The organism is uncultured Moraxella sp. (genome assembly GCF_945873075.1).
GTDB lineage: Bacteria > Pseudomonadota > Gammaproteobacteria > Pseudomonadales > Moraxellaceae > Moraxella.
In genome coordinates, this window is record NZ_CAMCBS010000012.1 from 33,222 (window position 1) to 56,242 (window position 23,021).

Below are 23,021 nucleotides of genomic sequence, written 5' to 3' on the forward strand. Positions count from 1 at the left end.
ATGAATGAAAAAACATCCTATGCAAAAGAAATTGCTGAATTTTATAAATCATTAAAAATTCAGCTACGGGTGATTTATGCTCTGCTGATGCGAGAGATTATTACACGCTATGGTCGACATAATTTGGGTTTTGCTTGGTTGTTTTTGGAACCGATGCTGTTTACTATCGGTATCGCCATCTTGTGGTCACTAATTAAGGATGTACACGGCAATGCCATTTCAATTATCCCTTTTGCAATTACGGGTTATTCAACAATCTTGTGCTGGCGCAATAGTTCGGGTAGGGTTGCAAATGCGGTAGAGGCAAATATTGGTCTTTTATACCATAAAAACGTTAAGGTGCTTGATGTTTTTTTAGCAAGAATATTTTTAGAATGTATTGGTGCAACCATATCATTTATTGTATTAATGTCGGTGGCGATTCTATTTAATATAATTACCCTTCCTTACGATTTTTTGATTATGGTGTATGGGTGGGTATTATTAATTTGGTTTTCTATAGCACTTGCATTAACAATGGGGTCTTTGTTCCAGATGTCAGAAGTGCTTGATAGACTTTGGCATGCTTTTACATACTTAATGTTCCCCTTGTCAGGTACGGCATTTCTGGTTGAATGGCTACCAAAAAACTTTCAACAATTTGTATTATACATACCCACTGTACATGCAAACGAACTGATTCGCCACGGATATTACGGTGAGTTAATTAGAGCGCAATATGATGTATCTTATTTAATTGAGTTTAATATGATGCTTACATTTGTTGGCCTGGTCTTGGTCCGCTATGTTAGCCGTAAGGTAGAAGAAAATTGATAATTTTGGAAGATGTTGTTAAGTCCTACCCTGTTAAAGGCGGCCGTAGAAATGTTTTGGATGGCATTAATCTCAAGATTGAATATGGAGAAAAAATTGGCATTTTGGGTCGTAATGGCGCAGGTAAATCAACTTTGATTCGAGTGCTTGGCGGAGTTGAGGAGCCAACTTCTGGATCTGTACAAAGAGATATGAGTATATCTTGGCCGTTGGCTTTTAGTGGCGCTTTTCAGGGTAGCCTAACAGGTTCTGATAATGTCCGTTTTGTATGCAGGGTATATAATGCTGACTACAAAAAAGCAATGGAGCTTGTCGATTCTTTTGCAGAACTTGGTAAGTATCTATATGAACCAGTTAAGGTGTATTCCTCAGGCATGAGAGCTCGACTTGCTTTTGCGATTTCATTGGCGGTGGACTTTGACTGCTATTTGATTGATGAGGTGATCTCAGTAGGAGATGCTAGTTTTCATCGCAAGTGTGAAATAGAGTTATTTGAAAAAAGAGCGCACAAATCTATGATTATAGTATCCCATGAATTGCATAATATTAAAGAACATTGCGATAAAGTGGCTCTGTTGCATGAAGGCAAATTAACCATATATCAGGATATGGACGAGGCTTTTGCTATATATAATTCATTGTGACAAGATCCGCCACTTAAATTGAATGATTTATACCAAAAACGAGGTTTAAGAATGAATGATTTTCAAGAAAAGTTAACAGTAAATACCATGTATCAATTCATGGAATATGCTGAAAATTACGAGATTATTAGTTTTGATTTATTCGATACTTTGATATATCGTCGTTTCTTTAGTTACGACGATGTCAAAAGTAAGGTATTTCATTTCATTGCTAACTTGACCAATAATCGCTACAGCTTTGAACAAGTGAAGTTTATTTATGAGCATATTAATAATTTGCTAAAAGACTCTAGACGGATTAATTCTGACGAGCCTTACTTAATTGATATTTATAAGACTGTGGTGTCTTCATTAAATTTAGATGAGTCTTATGCAGATATGTTGGTGCGTTATGAGCTTGATCTTGAAATAAAAAATTTGGTTTTATTTGATGATGTTGTACCCTGCCTAAAGAAGTTAAAAGAGACTAATAAACAAATTGTTATTTTGTCTGATATGTATTTTGATGAATTGCAAATTCGTCAAATTTTATCAGCCTTAGATATCGAGAATTTCTTTGATCAAGTTTATGTATCGTCTGAATATAAAGAAAGAAAATATACTTCGAGATTATTTCGGATAATATTTAAAGATGCTGATAATGTTTTGCATATAGGCGATAACGAAAATAATGATTATAGACAAGCGCTGAAAGCTGGAGTTGATGCAGTTCATTTGCTTAGACATCAGCATCAGCATCAGATTAGTGCGACACTACCGCTAACTTATGTAAATAGCGAAGATGGGTTAGTGGAACTGATGTCAGAGGTCTTTGTTGGTATGGTGGCAAACGTTTTTGATTATGCTACAACACATAATATTCCAAAAGTATTTTTCCTGTCACGTGATGCAACACCTTTATATGATGTAGCACAAAAATTTCTGAAATATAATAAAGATAGTATTTATGGCCATATTAAAATTGATGAATTATGTATTGGTAGAAATGCGCTTGGCTACTTAGATGTCCGTCGTGGCAAGTATTTTTTGGAGGATGTTTTAGATCAATATTCTTGGTTGCATCATGGCAAAGTAAAGCTCACTGATTTATTGGTTAGTTTTGGAATAGATTCACATGAGTTACCAGAAAGTTTAGTAAATGCTTCTTGGTCAAACCGTAAGGGAGCGCAAAATGTGGCAAATGCGATTACAAATAAAGATTCCGTGCTTTATTCAAAAATTGAAACATACGTCCTAAACCAAAATCATCTGGCCATAGAATATCTGCATAATATGGGGGCTATTGGTAGGGGTAAAGTGGCATTTGTCGATGTTGGATATAGTGGGACCGTCTTACGTTATATCGCACATCATTTAACCAAAGAGGGAGCAGCGAATTTACGTATAAATACCGAGATTCATATGTTGATGGTGGCTACAACAGATAATTATATTAGTAACTCGCATTTTTCCCAACCATATGGAGTGGTGAAAGAAGGATTTATTTTAACCCAATCATCACTACCAAATATTTTAAAGACAAATTTTTCATGGCTTGAGGTGTTTTTTAAAAATTATTACCCAAATAGAGGTGCATTATTAAGATATGAACAACAATGTGATACAATCAAGCCCGTGTTCAAGGAAATTGATCAAGGTATAACCGTAAATGCTTTATTGCAAAAAATTATTGATGTTTCCACAAGTAAGCTTAAACAAGATTCTTTGATTAAATATTTGGATTCTCGTTATTTGACCCAAATTAGAAATTTGGTTATTGAAACCTTTTCCAATCCGAATATTGAAGTAATTAATGTTATGAGAGATCTAAAGCAAGAATTTTCTCCTCTACAAACGCAAGTTAAGGGAATTGTTTTAGATGCGGGTGGCTATAGCACTTTAAAAAAAATTAATTTTATGATTCAAAATGATTATTGGGTAGCCGGTAGTTTTAAGGCAAATGGCGTTGGTAGTCTAATTTCAGAATTTGATCAGCTAAGAGAGTCAAAGAATAAACTTCCATACTGGATCAAACATAAAATTGAAAAAATTGAGGTAAAATAATGCTAAAATCAGTTCTTATTTATAATTGGGCTCAGTTTGATAATCCGGATATGGATGGTGGTGGCGTATCTGTCTATATTAAAAATATCATTGAAGCACTATTGGAGCAAGGGGTTAGAGTTGTTTTTTTAAGTGCAGGTTTTTCATATACTGGTGTTAATGATAGCCCCTTTATTGAAGAAACAGACAATATGTTTAGGAATCAAGGCGTAAGAAGTTTCCGAGTTGTGAATAGCCCTGTAAAAGCACCTGCCCACGACTCTTACGGTGATTTATATTGCGCTAGAGAAAATGAAGAGATTGCAAATCTTTTTATTGATTTCATGAATACACATGGTCAGTTCGACGAAGTTCACTTTCACAATATTGAGGGCTTATCCACTGTTCTTTTCGAAAAAATTAAAAGTAAGACCAATACAAAAATTGCTTACTGGTTGCATAATTATCACTCAATCTGCCCGCAGATAGAGCTGTTTAAGGATGGAAATCAAAAATGTGACGATTATCATAATGGCGCAGATTGTATTGGCTGCTTGCACCATATTCCAAGCAAAGATGATAGAATTGAACAGCGGGTTAATGCTCGAAGAAATGGCAATGACAACATTGTTGTATTAAGAAAGCCAACAATTAGTTTAAGCCGAAAGCCTGTTGTGCGGGCAAAACATATCTATAAAAATATATTAAAAATCTCTTTGGCCCCACTTTACTTGTGTATTGTTTTTATTAGAGAACTTAAGAAGGCTATTAGGCGCAAACAAAAACAGGCTGTATTATTTATTAAAAGTGTTCATGTATTGAATATTATCTATCGCCAGTATAGAAAAGCTAGGAAGGAAATTCGAATACTATTAGGCATTCAACAGCGTGAAACAACTAGAGTGCCTAAATTTGCTCAAGAGGTTGACATTTCTTGGAAAAACCGTATGAGCATAAAAAGTGAAGAAATTACCAATATTGATAATTTAAGAGTTTTTTATAGAGAGTGGAGAGAGATCAATATTCAACGACTTAACTATAATGTTGATTATCTATACGCGGTATCTGAGCAGGTAAAAGAGCAATTTGTTGCTCGTGGTGTTTTTGCCAACAAAATCAAAACTGTACCATTGGGTATGGATATTTATAACAGACCTGAAGAAAGAGTTAGGCATTATCTGTCAAAAGCTAGATCTAATAAGGTAAGAATTGGTTACTTTGGCTATTCTATTACGTCAAAAGGATTGGCTTTTTTAATTGACTCTATTGAGACAATTAAAGATCGTTCAATTTTAAATAATATTGACTTAAGAATTCATTGTCGAGTTGATGATTTGCTAATGCGAAGAATCAGCCGACTAAAACCATATTTAGCAAATATTTCTGTTCTAGATGGCTATAATCGTAATGAAATATTTGAAATAGCCCAAGATCTAGACTTGGTAATTGTTCCTTCGTTATGGTGGGAGACTTATAACCAAGTTGCGTATGAAATGATAATGCTAGGAACGCCTGTGATTGTATCGGACTCAGTTGGCATAAAATATGCGATTCCTGATGATTTCATTTTTGCATCAGGTGATATGGATGATTGTGCAAGGATTATTTCATTTTATACCGAAGATAAATCAAGACTTGGCATGTTTTGGGATGAGTCTCAAAAATCACACAAGTTATTGCCAAGTATGAGAGAACATCTTTTAATGGTTTTGGGTGATAGATTCGTGCGTAGCAAGGCAGATATAAAGCGAGAGCTGAAAGACTTGCAAGAGAATTTTCATTATCTGGCCCCATTTGCTATTTGATGTGAAATTAATCCTAATCATCGGTGCAGGCTTCTCAGGTGCGGTTATCGCTCGTGAGCTTGCAGAAAACGGTTATCAAGTTAAGGTAATTGACAGGCGTAGCCATATTGCAGGCAACTGTCATACTGAGCGTGATGACGAAACCAATGTCATGGTGCATCACTATGGCCCGCATATTTTCCATACTGATGATAAAGAAGTGTGGGAGTATGTGGCCAAACATGGTGAGATGATGTCTTATACCAACCGTGTCAAATCCACGGTCGGCGGTCAGGTATATTCTTTGCCTGTGAATCTGCACACCATCAACCAGTTTTTTGGTAAGGCATTTCGCCCGCAGGAAGCTTATGATTTTATCGTCAATGAGCAAGCTGATAAGAGCATTGATGAGCCACAGTCATTTGAAGAGCAGGCGTTAAAATTTGTTGGCCGTGATCTGTACGAAGCTTTCTTTAAGGGCTACACCCAAAAACAATGGGGAATGTCGCCAACCAAATTGCCAGCCAGTATTCTAAAGCGTTTGCCGGTACGATTTAACTACGATGATAATTATTTCTTCCATAAATACCAAGGGATGCCAAAAGATGGCTATACTGTTATCGTGGAGAGTATTTTAAATCATCCAAATATTACTGTAGAGCTAAATAGTGAATTTGACCATTCTGATATGGATGCTTTTGATCATGTATTTTATACAGGACCTTTAGATGGGTTTTATGATTATCGCTTAGGTCGCTTGGGTTATCGTACGTTAGACTTTGAACGTCATGTGGATGAAGGTGATTATCAAGGCTGTGCAGTGATGAATTATGGCGAAGAATCTGTGCCATTTACTCGCATTGCTGAGCATAAGCATTTCACACCCTGGGAGAGTCATGACAAGACGGTATATTTTAAGGAATATAGTCGTCTATGTGGCGAAGAAGATATTCCTTATTATCCAATCAGATTGGTTGACGAAAAAACCATGCTAGAGCAGTATGTGAATTTGGCCAATCAAGAAACCAAAGTAACTTTTGTTGGGCGTCTTGCTACTTATCGTTATCTTGATATGGATGTCACTATCCGTGAAGCGATGGATGTGGCAAGAGCGTTCTTGACTGCCAAGCAAAATAATGAAGCAGTCAAACCATTTTATGTAACCATGCTGTAATGAAAAAAATCGCAGTTGTTATCGTCACTTTTAATTCAGCCAAGTATATTGGGCGATTGCTTGATAAACTGCTATCGCAGTCTTATCCTGTTGCCCAAATTATTATTGTTGATAATAAAAGTAATGATAAGACTTGTGATATTGTTCACGGCTATCAAAATAATAACGCTGAGATAAAAATTCACTTACATCAACTGGATGTAAACTTAGGCGGTGCAGGTGGATTTGCCAAAGGCTTTGAGCTTGCCAAAGATAGCGACTGCGATTATATTGTCAGTCTAGATGATGATGCTTATCCGGCCAGTGATACATTTATTGCAGATTTGGTTGTGACCAAAGAGCAGCATGGTTATGATGCCATCTCTGCACTTGTGGTAGATACTGATAATCACGAACTGGCAGCTTATGAATATCAGGTAGATGGCGTAAAGCATACCAAGATTGTAGATATTCAAAAAGTGCCCCTTTTGGATAATGACATTAAACTATTCAATGGCGTATTGTTTGATAAAAAAGTGGTTGAAAGCGTTGGCATCCCACGAGCGGAGTTTTTTATTCGTGGTGATGAGCAAGAATACAAAATGCGTATTTTGCATGCTGGGTTTAAAACAGCTATATCCACTCAAGCGACCGTTTATCATCCAACATCTGTGAATGAATATTTTTATCTTAAGGGAAAGCGGTATCATCATTTGGATTCGCCTTTTAAGCTGTTCTACTCTACTCGTAATCAAGCATATATGTTAAGATTGCGAAATGATATTAATTTTTTCAAAAAAACTAAAATTGCCTATAAGAATTTTTGGCGATATACTTGGTTTTATTTGGTATATAAAAAAGATGCTAGAAGCTATTGTCTATGGCTAAAGGCTTTTATTTATGGACTTATTGGTTATATGAAAAACGATTTTAAGGGCTAAAGTTATGAAAAAAATCACCCACGCCATTATCCCTGTTGCAGGCTTTGGTACTCGTATGCTACCACTGTCTAAGGCAGTGCCAAAAGAGCTGTTGCCACTGGGCAACAAACCTGCCATACAGTATGTCATCGAAGAAGCCATCGCTGCAGGGATCAAAAATATCGTTCTGGTCAATCATGCCCAAAAGATGGCGATTGAGAACTATTTTGATATCAATAGCGAGCTAGACACTCAGCTGCGCAGCAAGGGCAAAGATGTGCTTGCCGACAGTCTAGACTTCTTGCCTGATGATGTGACTATCACCAGCGTCCGCCAAGGCAAACCGTTAGGACTGGGTCATGCCGTGCTACAGGGTCGTGCTGTGGTGGGCGATAATCCCTTTGCGGTATTGCTGCCTGATGTGGTGCTAAACCCTTATGCGTCTGACTATCAGGCTCACAACCTTGCCTTTATGATGGCTGAATTTGCCAAGACAGGGCGTAGTCAGATTTTGGTTGATCCTGTGGCGACAGCAGATATTCATAAATATGGCATCGCCCGCCTAGCTAACACCCAAACCATTGAAAAATCAGACAATAATATCTGCTTTGATGTCAAAGGCTTTGTCGAAAAGCCATCAGCGGATGTCGCACCGTCAAATTTGGCAGTGGTGGGTCGTTATGTGTTTGATAATGCGATTTTTGACTATCTTGCCAAGACTGCCCCAAGTGTCGGTGGTGAGATTCAGCTGACTGACGCCATTGATGCGCTGATTGGCACGCAAGGCATGGATGTGGTAACGATGGTAGGCGATAGCTTTGATGCGGGCGATATGACAAGCTATATGCAAGCCTTTGTTTATTTTGCTGATAAATTGGGTGTTAAGCCTGCGAATTAAGGATAATTCATGAGCCACTCTACCAATACCGCAAGCCCCGCTTGGCAAGCCGTGCAAACCCTTGCAACCACTACACCAAGCGTCGGTGAATTGTTCGCTGACAGCACTCGCAGTGAGAAATTTAGCGCGACTGCGTGTGGGATTTATATGGATTATAGTAAGCAGGCACTGGATAGCGAGCGTCTGTCAGCTCTGATTCATCTTGCCAAATCCAAAGATTTATCCCATAAAATCAATGAGTTATTATCAGGCATCAAGGTCAATGACACCGAAAACCGTGCCGCCTTGCACACCGCTCTACGCTTGCCAAAGGGCGAGTCTTTACTGGTGGATGGCGTGGATGTCGGTGGGCAGGTGCATGATAGCTTAGATAAGTGTGAAGCGATTGTTGATCGTATCCGCACGGGCGTATGGCGTGGCTATTCGGGTAAGGCAATCACCGATGTGGTTAATATCGGTGTGGGCGGTTCGGATTTGGGACCTTTGATGGCAGCCACAGCGCTCGATGAATGGGCGGATACGGACATTCGGGTGCATTTTGTCTCCAATATGGACGGCACACAGCTTGACGGCTTGCTAAAGAAGCTCAATCCCCAGACCACGCTGTTTATCATCTCATCCAAATCCTTTGGTACGATTGATACGCTATCAAACGCCAAAACTGCCAAAGCATGGCTACTATCCACAGGTGTAAAAGAACAAAGCCTACTACGTCGGCATTTTATCGGTATCTCCACTCGCCCTGATAAGATGAGTGCGTGGGGTATTCATGTGGACAATCAGCTCTTGCTATGGGACTGGGTGGGCGGTCGCTTTAGTATGTGGTCAGCCATCGGGCTTGCCATTGCCATTCGTATTGGTATGGCAGGCTTTCGGGAATTGCTGGCGGGTGCGTATGCGATAGATAGGCACTTTGCGACAGCTGACTTTGAGCAGAATTTACCCGTACTACTTGGCTTGATTGGCGTATGGAACTCTACATTTTTGGGGATTAATGCTCATACGGTATTGCCTTATGATGGGCGATTGTCGTTTTTTCCCAATTATTTGACCCAGCTTGAGATGGAGTCCAACGGCAAATCGGTGGCGCGTGATGGCGTGGCGGTGGATTATGACACTTGCCCGATTTTGTGGGGGGATATTGGTTCAAACGCTCAGCACGCTTTTTATCAGCTGTTGCACCAAGGCACACAGCGTGTGTCGTGCGATTTTATTACACCGATTCGCCGATATGACAATCAGCAGCACCATCATGATGCCTATTTAGAAGAACAGCATAAGTTATCGCTGGCAAACTGTCTTGCCCAGTCGCAGGTGCTTGCTTTTGGTAATGGGGCGCTTGGCGATACGACCCAAGATGAATTTGGTAAGTTTAAACGCTATCGGGGCAATCAGCCGTCCACGACGCTACTATTAGATAGCCTAAGTCCATTTAGCTTGGGGGCACTCATCGCCCTGTATGAGCATAAGGTTTATGTGATGAGCGTGCTGTGGGGGATTAACCCCTTTGACCAGTGGGGTGTGGAAGTGGGTAAAGTGATGGCAAACAGTGTGTTTGATGCCCTAAATGATGGCAAGGCGGACGGCTTTGATGGCTCAACCAATGCTTTGCTTGCCAAAATCTTGCAAAACACTGCGGAAGGTGGTCATGCAGGATAAGTTTCAGCTGACACTGGCGCAAAATACTTTTGTGGCAAAAAAGCGATTGGTATCGCAAATTTACCATATCAGCCGATTTGAAAATTGCAAGACAACGTTATTACAAACCGAAAAAATCATCCAAAATCGCAATGATGCTGGTGTGTCGCTTGATGATATTGGCGTGATTGTCGCTTTAAAGCGTGGCTTTGAATTTGTATTTTTTTATTTAAATACTTGTCAAGCAGATAATACCTTGCCCAGTTTTGATGTGGCATTGATGTGCCGTATTAATGGCATTGTGGCGGTGCATGACGCACTCATTCCGGGTGTGCTACGCACAGGGCAGGTGGGGGTGACACTGTACGATGGCAGTCGCCATGAGCCAGTGGCGCAAACCGATAGCGATGTGGAAAGATATCTTGAAGCACTTGCTAATAGCGCCATGAGCCAAACTGAGCGAGCGCTGAGAGCGATGCTGTATATGATGCGCTCGCAATTGTTTTGGGATGGCAATAAGCGAACAGCGATTTTATTTGCTAATGCATGGCTGATTTGGCATGGCTGTGGCGTGCTTGAGATTGATGAAGTGCATTTTGATGAATTTAATCTTAAGTTGTCTGAATATTATAAAACTGGCGACATGGATGAGATTTTGTTATTTATCCATCGCCACTGTATCCAAGGAATGACGCTCGCATGACTGATTCAATCCTACTCATCGGCTGTACCAATGAGTCCATCAATACTGCCATTTGGCTAGCCAGTCTGAATAAATCGGTGCAACTGCTCGCTGATGAAGGCAGTGTGGCACACACCTTGGCAAGTTATAAATTTGACCATCAAATGTCAGCGCTGTGGCAAATGTACACGCAAACAGGGCAAATCACCGTGGTGGCATCACCAAATGCCAGTACCTATATTTGGCTGTTTTTGGATGCACAAGGTGTGGATGAATACTTGCCATTATTATTTGATACCACTGCTCAAGTCATCCTAAGCGGTTCGGTGAATATCGGTGATGTGGCGGCGTTGGCAAATCAGTTTACGACTGACCATGTCTGCTATGTGCCCTTTGTATTTATGAAAGATGGCACGGGATTTGGCTCATTATCATCGCCTGATATGGTGATGGTGGGTGAGAAAGTCTTAGGCGTACATACGGTCAATGAGCCATTATTGATGCTGTTATCTCGCACGGATAAGCAGTTTGTGGGCGAGATTAAGACGGTGGAATTTGCCCGAGCAGGGATTATGGCGATGCTTGCCACGCGTCTTAGCTTTGTCAATGAAATGGCGCGCCTAGCTGATGCCAGTGGTGTTGATATCATCACAGTGCAGGCGGTGATGGGGCTGGATAAACGAATTGGTAAAGATTATCTGTCGGCAGGGTGGGGCTTTGGTGGTCAGACATTGCCTACAGAAGTGGGTCTGCTGGATCAATTTTTTAAACAAAATCAAGTACAAAGCCGTCTATTATCCACTGTTTGCCAGATTAATGAAGACCAAAAAGAGCTGATTTTCCGCAAATTTTGGCGGTATTTTGATGGGTTTATCGATGGTAAATCGGTGATGATTTGGGGGGCGGGTTATCGTGCCAATACGGGTCGTACGACTAATTCTGCCATTCATCCGCTTCTAAAGCTACTTTGGTCATATGGCATCAAGACGACCATTTATGCGCCCAATGCAGGTTTTGAGCTCACCGAGCTGTATGGTGATGAGCCGTTATTTGGTCTAAGTGATGATGCTTATGAGTTAAGTGGATGTGATGCGCTGTTTATTCTTAACTGGTCAGAGATGGTGCTGCCAGCTATTGAGCGATTAAATCAGTTTGGTTTACCGATTTTTGATGCCAAAAATATCTTGAATAATCAATTGATTGCATACTACACAGGTGACTATCACGGTATTGGTCGCAATTATAGCAAGGGCGAAGTATAATGAAACAAATCTTAGTAACAGGTGGTGCGGGGTATATCGGCTCGCATACCTTGATTGAGCTTATCGCAGCAGGTTTTGCGCCTGTGGTGTATGACAATCTGTCTAATTCAAGTCCTGTGGCACTTGAACGAGTGGAAGAGATTGTGGGGCAAAGTATCAAATTTATCCAAGGCGATATTTTGGACAAAGACTTGCTTGCCAAGACCTTTGCTGAGTATGACTTTTTTGGGGTGATTCATTTTGCTGGGCTAAAAGCAGTGGGCGAGTCGGTTGCTAAGCCTGTCAAGTATTATCAAAACAATGTCGCAGGCACGCTGAACCTACTTGAAGTGATGCAAGAATACGGGGTGAAGAACTTTATTTTTTCATCATCGGCAACTGTCTATGGCGATCCTGAAGTATTGCCAATCGTTGAGACTGCCAAACGCTCTTGTACCAATCCGTATGGTCAGTCTAAATTGACTGTTGAGTACATCTTGGAAGATTTGGCAAAAGCTGATCATGCATTTAATATCGTCTCACTGCGTTATTTCAACCCAATCGGTGCACACAAAAGCGGTCTGATTGGTGAAGATCCAAGCGATATTCCGAATAATTTGATGCCTTATATCAGCCAAGTAGCGGTGGGTAAATTGGAAAAATTGTCCGTTTTTGGCAATGATTATGATACCATCGACGGTACAGGGGTGCGTGATTATATCCATGTGGTCGATTTGGCAAAAGGTCATGTGGCAGCGCTGGAATATTTGGTCAAGGCATCAAGTGGCGTTGGTTTTTGCCCTGTCAATCTAGGTACGGGTAATGGCACATCGGTGCTACAGCTTGTCGATGCGTTTGTGGCAAATACAGGGCAGGCTGTGCCTTATGTTATCACAGACAGACGCCCGGGCGATGTGGCAAGCTGTTATGCCAGCAGTGATAAGGCGCGTAAGCTATTCGGCTGGACGGCGACACTGGGTGTTGATGAGATGTGTGCTGATGCTTGGCGTTGGCAAAGTGGCAACCCAAACGGCTATCGCAGCTGATGTGAATATATGGCATCATTGAGCCATGCATAAACAAGCCCATGCAACTTTTTTGCATGGGCTTGTTGTTTGAGCTTAGAAAGTCAATCCAAAAATGCAAAATGCTCAATATCCATCTGCATCATTGTTTCGCTTGGCACCGTCATGCTCTCGGCGTGTGCTGAGCTTCTTGGTAGTAGCTTTTCAAAATAAAACTCTGCTGTTTGCGTCTTGGCAAGATAAAACTCTTTTGGCTGCTCGCCGCCGTTTTTGAGCTTATCAAAACTCACCGCCGCCATGCGAGCCCAGTGGTACGCCATCATCACATAGCCTGAATACATCAAAAAGTCATCCGACGCTGCCGAGACGATGTCACGGTCCTTGCGAGCGGTCAGTAGTAGGCGTGCGGTGAGCATATTCCACTCGGCGCACAGCTTGGTGAGCGTCCAGACGAATTTGCGCATATCTTTGTCCAGTGCATATTCACCGCACCACTTCATGATGCCTGCAGTGTAGTCACGGATGACCTTACCACCGCCATGTAGCAGCACCTTACGACCCAATAGGTCAAGCGCCTGCACGCCTGTCGTGCCTTCGTACAGTGTCGAGATGCGGGCATCACGGGCAATCAGCTCCATGCCAGACTCTTTGATATAGCCATGACCGCCATAGATTTGCTGACCGTGCTTAGCGCATTCGATACCCAGCTCTGTCAAGAAACCTTTTAAAATTGGCGTATAAAAACCAATCTTATCATCCCATTGTTTGATGGCGTCTTCATCGCCTTTTGCTACTGCTTCGGCAAGCTTATCGGCATAGCGAGCACTGTGATAAATCATCGAGCGTGCGCCTTCGCTGAACGCCTTTTGGGTCAGTAGCATACGGCGTACATCGGCATGATGGATGATGGCATCGGCGGCTTGATTTGGCTCTTTTGTGCCTGATAATGCACGCATCGAACGGCGCTCTTTGGCGTATGGTAGAGCGTTTTGGAATGACAATTCCATGTGTGATAAGCCTTGAATGCCTGTGCCGATACGCGCGGTGTTCATGTAGGTGAACATCGCTTTTAAGCCCTTATTCGGCTCGCCAATCAAAAAGCCTGTCGCCCCATCAAAGTTAATCACACAAGTCGCTGATGAAGTGATACCCATCTTATGCTCAATCGAGCCACAAGCCACCGCATTGCGTGCGCCAACTTCACCGCTATCAGTCGGCAAAAATTTCGGCACGATAAACAGCGAAATACCCTTAGTGCCCGCAGGTGCATCAGGCAAGCGAGCCAGCACGATATGCACGATATTCTCGGTCAAATCATGCTCACCGGCGGAGATAAAAATCTTACTGCCTGTGATGGCATAAGTGCCGTCATCATTTGGCACGGCACGGGTTTTCATTTGGTTTAGGTCAGTACCGCACTGCGCTTCGGTCAAGCACATCGTACCCGACCATTCGCCCGAGATAAGCTTTGGTAGATAGGTGGCTTTTTGGGCGTCATCGCCATATTGCAAGATGGTATTAACCGAGCCTGTGGTCAGCCCTGGATACATCGCCCACGGCCAGTTGGCAGTGCCCATCATTTCAGATTTGATGAGATTGAGTGACATTGGCAGGTTCATACCGCCAAATTCTTCGGGATAACTGATGCCTTGCCAGCCACCTTCGACGAACTGCTGATAAGCTTCTTTGAACCCTGTTGGCGTGGTGACTTCACCATCTTTAAAGGTGCAACCTTCGGCATCGGCAGGCTGATACAGCGGTGATAGCACATTTTCGGCAAAATCAGCAAAGCCTGACAAAATCATGTCCACCGTCTCGGCATCGGCAGCCGCACCATTATCCAGCGTCTGATAATGCGCCTGAAAATCGAACATTTCATTCATCAAAAATTTAATTTCACGAAGCGGGGCTTTATAAGTCAGCATAACTCATCCTTGTTGGGGGTATCGTGTGATACGAAGATTGAAAATTGGGTCAGTGATTGGCAATCGCCATTAAGAACACTATACAACAAATTGCACCAAGAAAAAGCGTTTTTTAGCTTATGATAACTTATTTTCATAACAAATTTTATTTTGGCAAATTTTTTGTTATTATTGATGGCTTTTTTGCCAAATAAAAAGGGCGATTTTGCATCGCCCCAATCTTTTTTTGTGCAATTTATAGCTTGTTATAGCTTGCACGCACCGCCTTCACAGCCATCATCATTGATGCTATCGACGCCACCTTCGACAGCCACGCCGTCAAAGTCGTCCAGCAGATTGTCCAAATCATCAAAATCAACATCAAACTCGTCTGCCATCTGCTCGCTCATCGCCTACTCCTACTTAAGTGATAAAATTCAAATTCGTCTAAGGTTCGCCCAAGATGGTGCTATTTGCCACAAAATTCAAGGTGCAATCGCCACCACTGACAAATCCACCGTCGCTCCCGTCCATAGCTCAAAGGCAAGCTTGGCTTGATGAATCAGCATCCCAAAGCCATCGGATGTGCCTGCGCCTTGATTGGCAAAGTGTGCCAAAAATGCCGATGGCTTGCCATACATCATATCATAGGCAAAATCCGCTGTGATACGCCCAAAATCCATCGACTGACCTGTGGTGGTCGCCGAAGTGGCATTGATAATGACATCAAAATGGCTATCTTGTTGTAGTTCATCTAAACTGTGTGCAGACAAATTTGGATGATTAAAGTCTTGTACCAGTTGTTCGGCTTTGGCAAGGGTGCGATTATAAATTGCTAAGTGTGCCCCTTGATGCAGTAGGGGTAAAATCGCCCCACGAGTCGCCCCACCTGCGCCCAAGATGGCGATTTTTTTATGAGTTAAATCAATGCCTTGACTCAATAAATCTGACACCAAGCCACGACCATCGGTATTATCGCCGTATAGCTTGCCATCACGCATCATTAGGGTATTGACCGCCCCTGCCATCTTGGCATCATCGCTCAATGCGCCTGTATTATGGCACAGTTGATGTGCAATTTCCTTAAAAGGTAAAGTGACATTCGCGCCCACACCACCACCAGCAAAAAACGCCTGAACCACCGCTTCAAAGCTGTCCTTGTTATCAGGACAAAACTGCCGCTGATAGCAGATATCTAGCCCGACACTCTCGGCGAAGGCATGATGGATTTGCGGACTTTTTGAGTGATTAATCGGATTGCCAATGACGATAAAATGCTGCATGAATGTATCCAAACAAAAAAATCGGACAAAATGTGCCATCAGTGTCGCCGATTTTGGCAAAAATAGCAAGGGGAACTAAAGCTTTGGAGGGTATCTGTGTTAGAATAATCCACAAATACGCATCATGGAATTAGTATGAGCACCGATACCACCGCCCAACCACCAAAGTCCAAACGCACTTGGCTGATTGCTGCTGTCATCTTGGCGGTGGCGATTGTGCTGTTTTTGACCTTTCGTCCTGTGGCCCCTGCCGAGAGCGTGGTGGCAGATGATGGCAAGCCAAAGGTTTATGAGCCTGTGGTGTATGACACGGCGACTTGGCAGAGCTTGCCTAAGTCAGCGACGGATGCCAAAGGCTTGATGGCAGAGCTTGGGGCGGCTGCGACCACCGAGCCTGCGCTTGATTATTACGGCAATCACGCCGAGCGTTATCGCTACAGTGCAGGGCATGAGCCGCCGTTGTATGCCATCTTATCCGATGGGGTGCTCGAAGTAGTGTGGTATTATCCTGCACCGACTGATGATGACAAGACCAAAGCACAGGCGATTGACTTTGCCAAGCGTGTCTATCGCATGATGGGTAAGCTCGATGGCGAGCAAGGCACGGCGGTGGTCGCACAGATGCTACAGGGCAAGGCGGTGGCACGGCAGGCACTTGGCAAGATGCAACTGGCCCATGCCAAGTGCCAAGATTATCAATGCAAGCTTATCTTGGTAAAGTAGGTCTATCTATATGACAGCGATAACCACCGCACAGAGCATGACTTATCCACCGACCGAGCGGGCGATGGATGTGATGCAGATGCGTGCCTTTGCTTATGGGGATGGGTTTTTTAGCACGATGGGCGTGCATGATGGGCAGATTGTGGGTGTCGATGGGCATCGCTTGCGTATCACCAATTCCCTATCGGCATTTGGGATGCAGATGGATGTCGATGGGCTGATGGCACAGCTGGGTAAGTGTGCCAAGCAGATGCAACAGGGCATCATCAAAGTCATCATCTCTCGCCAAGCGCAGGCGGTGCGCGGCTATGGCTATCTACCGACAGCAGATGGCATGATGGCGATGGCAGATATTCGGCTGATGCCATCGGCGCTATACGCACAGCATCAGTGGCATGATGGCATACCGATTGCACCGAGTATCACCATGACGACGCTGACGAGCACCATCGGTCATCGCACGGCACGCTTGGTGGGGCTAAAGCTGATTGCTTGTCCTGAGCAAGTGCTGGCACATGCTGAGCTACTAGAGCGTCAGCAAGCAGGTGATGACAGTGATGATGGGCTGATTGCCAATGTGCATGGGCAGTGGGTCTGTGCGACGGTGGGTAATATTTTTTATCAATTGGATGGGCATTGGTACACGCCACCGGTGGATATCTCGGGCGTGGCAGGGGTGATGCGTCAGATGGTGATGGCAAAAGCAGTGCAATCGGACAAAGCTGTACAAGAGCAGATATTGTCCGATGATGATTTGCCAAAGCTACAAGCACTGTGCATGACCAATGCCGTGCGTGGTATCGTCCCTGTGGCACAGCTTAAGCTGGCAGGGGCTATCAAACCACTTCAGATGGTATTGCCGATTGGCATCCGTCTTGATTGATAGGGCTAATCAGATACCAATCTTGGATGTCAATCGACAATCAGCTAAGCATCAGCGGAATTTATCCTGAAACGCTTGCCATGCCTGCGCCAAGCTGTGATTGTGCTGACTAGCACGCTCAAGTCGGTCTTTGAGCTGTTCTTGGGCTTCGACCATTTGTAGCTGTGCAAGCAGTGCTTTGATGGCGTCTTGTTCTTGTAGTCGCTTGACAAAACCTGCGGTGTCGATTTTATCAACAATCCATTTGTATTCATAAGTGGCATTGGGATTGATGACAGGCTTGTCATCGACTTTGACCACTTGAGCGATGGCAAGGCGGTGATTGGCATGAACCACCACAAAATCCCCCACTTGTAACTCAAGCGACAAATCCGCCTTATAAGTATATCGTTGCCCTTGTGCAGGCGTGACAGTACCGTCTAGCAACTCATCAACGGCAACATCATCAAAGACGACCGAGACGGTGGTGTAGTTCGATTGGAGCAATTCTGCTGTATTTGGACGCTTGCTTGTCATGGCATTCCCTTATTTATCCTATTTGTTACATGGATAGTATAGCACAATTTTATAATATTGATAGATATGAGTGTTATTTACCCTGTCAATTAACCACCGCCATTCTTATTAGCTACAATTTTTGGATGGCAAGGCGTGGGGGATATTTGGTAAAATGGGGCAAATTTTTTTTATGAGTTGTCTCGATGGCAAAATCACCCAACACTTCCAAATCAGCCAAATCTAGGCAAGCCAAGCAGTCCAAGCGGTCTGCCAAATCAATCTTCATCGCCATCATCGCTGTGCTATTGCTTGGCGTGCTGGTGCTGTATCAGACGATTTTTGCCAGCAGTCAGCACCCCGAGATGAACTTGAGCGTCAAAAAAGGCGATACTTATTATAGCCTGCTTGCCAATGAGTCTTGGTCGGGTGCGGCACTGTCGTTGTCGCCAGTTGCCAAGGCGTATTTGGCGCTGATGGCGAATAAGCCGCTACAAGAAGGTGAATACACCATCCCAAGCGGGGCAAGCCTAGCGACGGCGCTCGGTATCCTACAACAAGGGGGCAAGACCGAGCAAGTCACCATCCGTATCATCGAAGGTAAGACGGTCAAAGATTTGTACCACGCCATCAAAACCACCGACGGCGTCAAGCTTGAGCTACTCACACCGCCTGCCGATGGCTATGCATGGACGGATGTTGCACGAGATAATGAAGCGGTGGCAAAGGCGCTGGGGATTGAGTCACCTAATGGCAATCTAGAAGGCTGGTTTGCGCCTAATACATATCACTTTAATAAAGGCGTCAGCGACAAAGCTATCTTGCAAAAACTGTACGACGACCAAAAACGCATCCTAGATGACGCATGGCAGAGCAGAGACCAAAACCTGCCTTATCAGACGCCGTATGAAGCGCTCATCATGGCAAGTATCATCGAAAAAGAAACAGGCATCAAGTCCGAAAGAACGCTGGTGTCATCGGTATTTGTCAATCGTCTGCGTCAAGGGATGCGCCTACAGACCGACCCGACCATCATTTATGGGCTGTTTGACCGCTATGATGGCAAGATTTATCGCAGTAATATCAACGAAAAAACCGCTTATAACACCTATCAAATCGACGGCTTGCCACCGACGCCGATTGCTCTGCCATCAGCCGAAGCCATCCGTGCTACCATGCATCCTGATGCGTCCGATGTGCTGTATTTTGTGGCGACGGGCAATGGCGGGCATAAGTTTAGTAAGACGCTAGATGAACACAACAAAGCTGTTGCCGAGTATCGTGCTGTGATGGCACAAAAGGAAGGTAGTCAATGAACGCACGATTTATCAGCTTTGAAGGCACAGAAGGTGTGGGCAAGACCACAGCGATTGACGGACTGTGTGAGCGTCTAGCAAGCCGTGGCATTGATGTGGTGCGTACTCGTGAGCCGGGGGGCAGTGCTTTGGCGGAGCATTTGCGATCGATTTTTTTGGATCCAAGTCGCACGATTGATGCGGATACAGAGATTTTGCTGATGTTTGCGGCTCGTGCTGATCATGTGCATCAGGTGATTTTACCGGCATTGGCGGCTGGCAAATGGGTGGTGTGCGATCGGTTCTTTGATAGCACGGTGGCGTATCAGGGCTTTGGGCGTTTTGGCGGTGATGATAAGGCGCTCAATAAGATTGAAATGCTGATTGAGTCATTTGTCCCTGTCATGCCAGATACGACGCTGTGGCTGGATTTGGATGTTGCCACAGGCATGATGCGTGCAGGCAAGCGTAGTGCGGCTGACAGGCTTGAAGCCAATGATTTGGCGTTTTTTGAGCGTGTGCATCAAGGACTTTCGTATCAGCACAGCAAGCACCCACAGCGTATCCATCGCATCGATGCCGATGGCACAGTGGCACAGGTGGCGGCTCGTATTGATACGGCACTTGGCTTGTAATGGCGTGTGAGCTGACAGCAAGAATTGTTGGATTGTGGCAAGAAATTATCGCCAAATCTCACTTGACGGTAAGATAGAATTTTAGGATACTAAAATTTTCTAAATCAAAACGATTATCAAAGTCATCTACCGTCCACAGGCTGCTGTCAAGCTGTCAGATTGCACCAAATCAGCAAAAATTAGCAAGGACGAAAGACATCTTAGGATAGAGTATGAAAAAAACAACATTGGCACTGCTACTGGGATTAAGCACAGCATTGCCCATCAGTATAGCCATCACCGCCATCACGCCCACAGCGGCACAGGCATCTGTGGGTGTGGATTTTTCGGAGTTGGTCGAAAAAGCATCCGCAGGCGTGGTGCGTGTGAGTATCACCAAAAAAGTCGATAGTGAGACGCTTGCCACCGCCCAAGCCATCGAAATGCTCAAAGATTATCTAGGTAGCAGCGCCAATCTGCCACAGATGCCTGTGGTGGAGCAGGGCTATGGCACGGGGTTTTTTATCAGTCGTGATGGTTATATTTTGACCAATCATCATGTCATCAAAGACGCCGAGCGTATCACGGTAACACTAAGCGACCGCACCGAGCTCGATGCGCGCTTGATTGGCAGTGATGAGAGCTCAGACATCGCCGTGCTCAAGGTCGATGGCAGTCAATATCCTGCCTTGCCTGTTGCCAAGACAGATACGCTCAAGGTCGGTCAGCCTGTGCTTGCCATTGGCTCGCCGTTTGGCTTTGATTATTCGGCATCGGCAGGGATTGTCTCTGCCAAATCTCGCAGTATCCCAAGCGAAGGCTCTGTGCCGTTTATCCAAAGTGATGTCGCCCTAAATCCCGGCAACTCAGGCGGGCCATTGTTCAACCAACAAGGCGAAGTCGTTGCGGTCAATTCCATGATATTTAGCGGTACAGGCGGCTATATGGGGCTGTCGTTCTCGATACCGATTGCCACAGCGATGGATATTTATGAACAAATCAAAACCACAGGCAAAGTCACTCGAGTGCGTATGGGTGTGACGGTGCAGGATTTGGACCGCAACTTAGCAGAAGTCTATGGACTGCCCAAGCCACAAGGGGCATTATTGACCCAAGTCGCCCAAGATTCGCCTGCCGAGCGTGCAGGGCTACAAGTAGGTGATGTGGTGCTCAGTTTCAATGGCACGCCGATTGGGCTTGCGCACGAGTGGTTTGATTTGACCAATAAAGCCAAGCCAAATCAAGACTTTAGCCTAACTTATCTGCGTCAAGGCAAAACATATACCGCTAAGGGCAACTTTGGCGAAGCGCCTGCTGATGTCGCTGCCGAAGCATCTAGCCAAAGCGATGGCGTGCGATTGGGCTTACGCCTCCGAGAGCTATTGCCAAGTGAGCGCCGTTCGTTGAGCTATCAAGGGGCAAAAGGTGGCGTGATGATTACTTCGGTGGATTTGGTGGGTAATGCATCCAGAGCAGGTATCGTGGCAGGCGATGTGATTGTTGGGCTGAATAATCATGCCATCACAGGCGTGGATGATTTTGCCGATGTGGTGGCAAGCCTGCCAAAACAAGGCGTCGTCGCTGTACAGCTGATTCGCCAAGGTGAGCCTGCCATCATCGGTATGCGGATTGAATAATTTTTTGATACGGGTTAAAAATTCACTATAAAAGTGTCATCTAAATGTGATAAACTAAAGCGTACTGCTTGCTTGCCAAGCCCAAGTTTATTTTAGATTTTGCATCAAGGCTTTTTATGACAGACGCATATCAAGACATCAAGTCCAAGTTAAAAGGGGCAATCACCGCCCTAATCACCCCGATGACCCCAGATGGTGCGGTGGATTATGACAAGCTTGCCAGTCTGATTGAGTGGCAGATTGCCGAAGGGATTCATGCCTTGGTGGCGGTCGGTACGACGGGCGAGTCGGCGACTTTGACGATGGCTGAGCATAGTGATGTGATTCGCTTTTTTGTCAAGCAAGTGGCAGGACGAGTGCCAGTCATTGCAGGCACAGGGGCAAATTCTACCCACGAAGCCATTGAGCTGACCACGCACGCCAAAGCAGCAGGTGCTGACTGTGCACTGCTTGTCGTGCCTTATTATAATAAGCCGACCCAAGAAGGGATGTATCAGCACTTCAAGGCAATCGCCGAAGCGGTGGATATGCCACAGATGCTATACAATGTCCCGGGGCGTACCGTCGTTGATATGAGCGAAGAGACGGTCAATCGCCTAGCGGATATCCCAAATATCGTCGCCATCAAAGATGCTACAGGAGATGTCGAGCGTGGCAAGAGCCTAATTGCTCGTGTCAGCGACCGCATTGTCGTGCTGTCAGGCGATGATCCGACGGCACTTGAGATGATCAAATATGGTGCGCGCGGTGATATTTCGGTGACTTCGAATGTCGCACCAAAAGCCATGAGCCAAGCATTTGCATTGGCGCTAGATGGCAAATTTGATGAAGCGGCGGCGATTCATGACACCATCAAGCATCTGCACCAAGATTTGTTCATCGAATCAAGCCCACAACCGACCAAATACGCCCTGCATAAGATGGGCAAGATTGATCAAGGCATCCGCCTGCCATTGGTTTGGCTATCGGAAGCTTACCACAGTGTGATTGATGACGCATTGGTCAAAGCCAAGCTGATTGAATCCTAAGACTTTGGATTATTTATGAAAACTTTAAAGCTAACAGCAGGTATCATGGCAGCTGCCATCGCATTGACAGGCTGCAGCGCCACCAAGAACCTACTTGGCAAGCACGATAATGGCAGTCTGGATTATCGCACTGCCCAAAAGATTGACCCAATCAAATTGCCGGCCAATCAGCCATCTGCCGAGTTTGTGCCACTGTATCAGACACCGACAGTCACAGGCGATGTACCGGCATTCACCAACGAATCAGGCAAGCAATACGCCTTGCCAAAGCCGCCAAGCGTGCGTTAATACCCCAAAAGTGCGATGTGATGTGTCGCACTTTTGTACTTAAAACCTGAC

22 protein-coding genes are annotated in these 23,021 nt (G+C 44.5%); 18 read left to right on the forward strand and 4 right to left on the reverse strand.

Going from position 1 to position 23,021, the window contains the following annotated elements; all coding sequences use genetic code 11:
* The 11 genes from Q0N89_RS05580 to galE are packed head-to-tail and all read left to right on the forward strand — an operon-like array spanning window position 1 to window position 12,841.
* The gene (locus Q0N89_RS05580) at window positions 1-813 is read left to right on the forward strand and encodes an ABC transporter permease (protein WP_294034243.1); all 813 of its coding nucleotides are present in this window, start codon (window positions 1-3) and stop codon (window positions 811-813) included.
* Window positions 814-818: 5 nt separating this feature from the next.
* Window positions 819-1,457: an ABC transporter ATP-binding protein gene (locus Q0N89_RS05585; protein WP_294034245.1), complete on the forward strand. Its 639-nt coding sequence runs from the start codon at window positions 819-821 to the stop codon at window positions 1,455-1,457.
* A 51-nt stretch (window positions 1,458-1,508) separates the two neighbouring features.
* On the forward strand, window positions 1,509-3,500 hold the full coding sequence (locus Q0N89_RS05590; protein WP_294034248.1) for an HAD family hydrolase: 1,992 nt from the start codon (window positions 1,509-1,511) through the stop codon (window positions 3,498-3,500).
* Window positions 3,500-5,284, forward strand: a complete 1,785-nt coding sequence (locus Q0N89_RS05595; RefSeq protein ID WP_294034250.1) for a glycosyltransferase — start codon at window positions 3,500-3,502, stop codon at window positions 5,282-5,284. The genes Q0N89_RS05590 and Q0N89_RS05595 overlap by 1 nt, the downstream gene beginning before the upstream one ends.
* A 1-nt stretch (window position 5,285) precedes the next feature.
* Entirely contained in the window at window positions 5,286-6,437 is a 1,152-nt protein-coding gene (gene glf, locus Q0N89_RS05600) for a UDP-galactopyranose mutase (protein WP_294034252.1), read from the forward strand.
* Entirely contained in the window at window positions 6,437-7,357 is a 921-nt protein-coding gene (locus Q0N89_RS05605) for a glycosyltransferase (RefSeq protein ID WP_294034254.1), read from the forward strand. Before glf ends, Q0N89_RS05605 begins: the two co-directional genes overlap by 1 nt.
* 4 nt (window positions 7,358-7,361) lie before the next feature.
* Window positions 7,362-8,234 (forward strand): UTP--glucose-1-phosphate uridylyltransferase, encoded by an 873-nt coding sequence (locus Q0N89_RS05610; protein WP_294034256.1) that lies wholly within the window; start codon window positions 7,362-7,364, stop codon window positions 8,232-8,234.
* A 9-nt stretch (window positions 8,235-8,243) separates the two neighbouring features.
* Window positions 8,244-9,893 (forward strand): glucose-6-phosphate isomerase, encoded by a 1,650-nt coding sequence (gene pgi, locus Q0N89_RS05615; protein ID WP_294034258.1) that lies wholly within the window; start codon window positions 8,244-8,246, stop codon window positions 9,891-9,893.
* Entirely contained in the window at window positions 9,883-10,575 is a 693-nt protein-coding gene (locus tag Q0N89_RS05620) for a Fic family protein (RefSeq protein ID WP_294034260.1), read from the forward strand. The genes pgi and Q0N89_RS05620 overlap by 11 nt, the downstream gene beginning before the upstream one ends.
* Window positions 10,572-11,816, forward strand: coding sequence for a UDP-glucose 6-dehydrogenase (locus Q0N89_RS05625; protein WP_294034262.1), 1,245 nt, complete (start codon window positions 10,572-10,574; stop codon window positions 11,814-11,816). Before Q0N89_RS05620 ends, Q0N89_RS05625 begins: the two co-directional genes overlap by 4 nt.
* Complete coding sequence (gene galE / locus Q0N89_RS05630; RefSeq protein ID WP_294034264.1) at window positions 11,816-12,841, forward strand: UDP-glucose 4-epimerase GalE; 1,026 nt, start codon at window positions 11,816-11,818, stop codon at window positions 12,839-12,841. The genes Q0N89_RS05625 and galE overlap by 1 nt, the downstream gene beginning before the upstream one ends.
* Window positions 12,842-12,924: 83 nt before the next feature.
* Here the strand turns inward: galE and Q0N89_RS05635 are convergent, their stop codons facing one another.
* From Q0N89_RS05635 to aroE, 3 genes are all read right to left on the reverse strand, one after another.
* Window positions 12,925-14,745 carry an acyl-CoA dehydrogenase C-terminal domain-containing protein gene (locus Q0N89_RS05635; RefSeq protein WP_294034267.1) on the reverse strand — a complete coding sequence of 607 codons (1,821 nt, stop codon included), beginning with the start codon at window positions 14,743-14,745 and terminating at the stop codon, window positions 12,925-12,927.
* A gap of 245 nt (window positions 14,746-14,990) precedes the next feature.
* Window positions 14,991-15,134, reverse strand: coding sequence for a hypothetical protein (locus Q0N89_RS05640; protein WP_169835335.1), 144 nt, complete (start codon window positions 15,132-15,134; stop codon window positions 14,991-14,993).
* Between the two features lie 75 nt (window positions 15,135-15,209).
* Window positions 15,210-16,007 (reverse strand): shikimate dehydrogenase, encoded by a 798-nt coding sequence (gene aroE / locus Q0N89_RS05645; RefSeq protein WP_294034270.1) that lies wholly within the window; start codon window positions 16,005-16,007, stop codon window positions 15,210-15,212.
* Between the two features lie 135 nt (window positions 16,008-16,142).
* Between aroE and Q0N89_RS05650 the strand changes: the two genes are divergently transcribed.
* Together Q0N89_RS05650 and Q0N89_RS05655 are read left to right on the forward strand one after the other, a co-directional pair.
* Complete coding sequence (locus Q0N89_RS05650) at window positions 16,143-16,730, forward strand: hypothetical protein (protein ID WP_294034272.1); 588 nt, start codon at window positions 16,143-16,145, stop codon at window positions 16,728-16,730.
* A gap of 10 nt (window positions 16,731-16,740) precedes the next feature.
* The gene (locus tag Q0N89_RS05655) at window positions 16,741-17,613 is read left to right on the forward strand and encodes an aminotransferase class IV (RefSeq protein ID WP_294034273.1); all 873 of its coding nucleotides are present in this window, start codon (window positions 16,741-16,743) and stop codon (window positions 17,611-17,613) included.
* 51 nt (window positions 17,614-17,664) lie between these two features.
* Here Q0N89_RS05655 and Q0N89_RS05660 read toward each other — a convergent pair whose 3' ends face one another.
* Window positions 17,665-18,129 (reverse strand): hypothetical protein, encoded by a 465-nt coding sequence (locus Q0N89_RS05660; RefSeq protein WP_294034275.1) that lies wholly within the window; start codon window positions 18,127-18,129, stop codon window positions 17,665-17,667.
* Window positions 18,130-18,314: 185 nt separating this feature from the next.
* Between Q0N89_RS05660 and mltG the strand changes: the two genes are divergently transcribed.
* The 5 genes from mltG (at window position 18,315) to Q0N89_RS05685 (ending at window position 22,970) form a co-directional block, all read left to right on the forward strand.
* The gene (gene mltG, locus Q0N89_RS05665; RefSeq protein WP_294034277.1) at window positions 18,315-19,424 is read left to right on the forward strand and encodes an endolytic transglycosylase MltG; all 1,110 of its coding nucleotides are present in this window, start codon (window positions 18,315-18,317) and stop codon (window positions 19,422-19,424) included.
* Complete coding sequence (gene tmk, locus Q0N89_RS05670) at window positions 19,421-20,038, forward strand: dTMP kinase (protein WP_294034279.1); 618 nt, start codon at window positions 19,421-19,423, stop codon at window positions 20,036-20,038. Before mltG ends, tmk begins: the two co-directional genes overlap by 4 nt.
* Before the next feature lie 212 nt (window positions 20,039-20,250).
* A complete protein-coding gene (locus Q0N89_RS05675) occupies window positions 20,251-21,654 on the forward strand; it encodes a trypsin-like peptidase domain-containing protein (protein ID WP_294034281.1) in 1,404 nt (467 codons plus the stop codon).
* Window positions 21,655-21,770: 116 nt separating this feature from the next.
* Window positions 21,771-22,682, forward strand: a complete 912-nt coding sequence (dapA, locus tag Q0N89_RS05680; protein WP_294034283.1) for a 4-hydroxy-tetrahydrodipicolinate synthase — start codon at window positions 21,771-21,773, stop codon at window positions 22,680-22,682.
* A 15-nt stretch (window positions 22,683-22,697) separates the two neighbouring features.
* Complete coding sequence (locus Q0N89_RS05685; protein ID WP_294034285.1) at window positions 22,698-22,970, forward strand: hypothetical protein; 273 nt, start codon at window positions 22,698-22,700, stop codon at window positions 22,968-22,970.
* Window positions 22,971-23,021 lie beyond the last annotated feature (51 nt).

What these genes read in the sequence shown, in the direction of transcription:
- Q0N89_RS05580 (WP_294034243.1), top strand. Translation starts at nt 1, where the DNA reads ATGAATGAAAAAACATCCTATGCAAAAGAAATTGCTGAATTTTATAAA.
- Q0N89_RS05590 (WP_294034248.1), top strand. Translation starts at nt 1,509, where the DNA reads ATGAATGATTTTCAAGAAAAGTTAACAGTAAATACCATGTATCAATTC.
- Q0N89_RS05595 (WP_294034250.1), top strand. Translation starts at nt 3,500, where the DNA reads ATGCTAAAATCAGTTCTTATTTATAATTGGGCTCAGTTTGATAATCCG.
- Q0N89_RS05605 (WP_294034254.1), top strand. Translation starts at nt 6,437, where the DNA reads ATGAAAAAAATCGCAGTTGTTATCGTCACTTTTAATTCAGCCAAGTAT.
- Q0N89_RS05610 (WP_294034256.1), top strand. Translation starts at nt 7,362, where the DNA reads ATGAAAAAAATCACCCACGCCATTATCCCTGTTGCAGGCTTTGGTACT.
- pgi (WP_294034258.1), top strand. Translation starts at nt 8,244, where the DNA reads ATGAGCCACTCTACCAATACCGCAAGCCCCGCTTGGCAAGCCGTGCAA.
- Q0N89_RS05620 (WP_294034260.1), top strand. Translation starts at nt 9,883, where the DNA reads ATGCAGGATAAGTTTCAGCTGACACTGGCGCAAAATACTTTTGTGGCA.
- Q0N89_RS05625 (WP_294034262.1), top strand. Translation starts at nt 10,572, where the DNA reads ATGACTGATTCAATCCTACTCATCGGCTGTACCAATGAGTCCATCAAT.
- galE (WP_294034264.1), top strand. Translation starts at nt 11,816, where the DNA reads ATGAAACAAATCTTAGTAACAGGTGGTGCGGGGTATATCGGCTCGCAT.
- Q0N89_RS05635 (WP_294034267.1), bottom strand. Translation starts at nt 14,745, where the DNA reads ATGCTGACTTATAAAGCCCCGCTTCGTGAAATTAAATTTTTGATGAAT.
- Q0N89_RS05640 (WP_169835335.1), bottom strand. Translation starts at nt 15,134, where the DNA reads ATGAGCGAGCAGATGGCAGACGAGTTTGATGTTGATTTTGATGATTTG.
- aroE (WP_294034270.1), bottom strand. Translation starts at nt 16,007, where the DNA reads ATGCAGCATTTTATCGTCATTGGCAATCCGATTAATCACTCAAAAAGT.
- Q0N89_RS05650 (WP_294034272.1), top strand. Translation starts at nt 16,143, where the DNA reads ATGAGCACCGATACCACCGCCCAACCACCAAAGTCCAAACGCACTTGG.
- Q0N89_RS05655 (WP_294034273.1), top strand. Translation starts at nt 16,741, where the DNA reads ATGACAGCGATAACCACCGCACAGAGCATGACTTATCCACCGACCGAG.
- Q0N89_RS05660 (WP_294034275.1), bottom strand. Translation starts at nt 18,129, where the DNA reads ATGACAAGCAAGCGTCCAAATACAGCAGAATTGCTCCAATCGAACTAC.
- mltG (WP_294034277.1), top strand. Translation starts at nt 18,315, where the DNA reads ATGGCAAAATCACCCAACACTTCCAAATCAGCCAAATCTAGGCAAGCC.
- tmk (WP_294034279.1), top strand. Translation starts at nt 19,421, where the DNA reads ATGAACGCACGATTTATCAGCTTTGAAGGCACAGAAGGTGTGGGCAAG.
- Q0N89_RS05675 (WP_294034281.1), top strand. Translation starts at nt 20,251, where the DNA reads ATGAAAAAAACAACATTGGCACTGCTACTGGGATTAAGCACAGCATTG.
- dapA (WP_294034283.1), top strand. Translation starts at nt 21,771, where the DNA reads ATGACAGACGCATATCAAGACATCAAGTCCAAGTTAAAAGGGGCAATC.
- Q0N89_RS05685 (WP_294034285.1), top strand. Translation starts at nt 22,698, where the DNA reads ATGAAAACTTTAAAGCTAACAGCAGGTATCATGGCAGCTGCCATCGCA.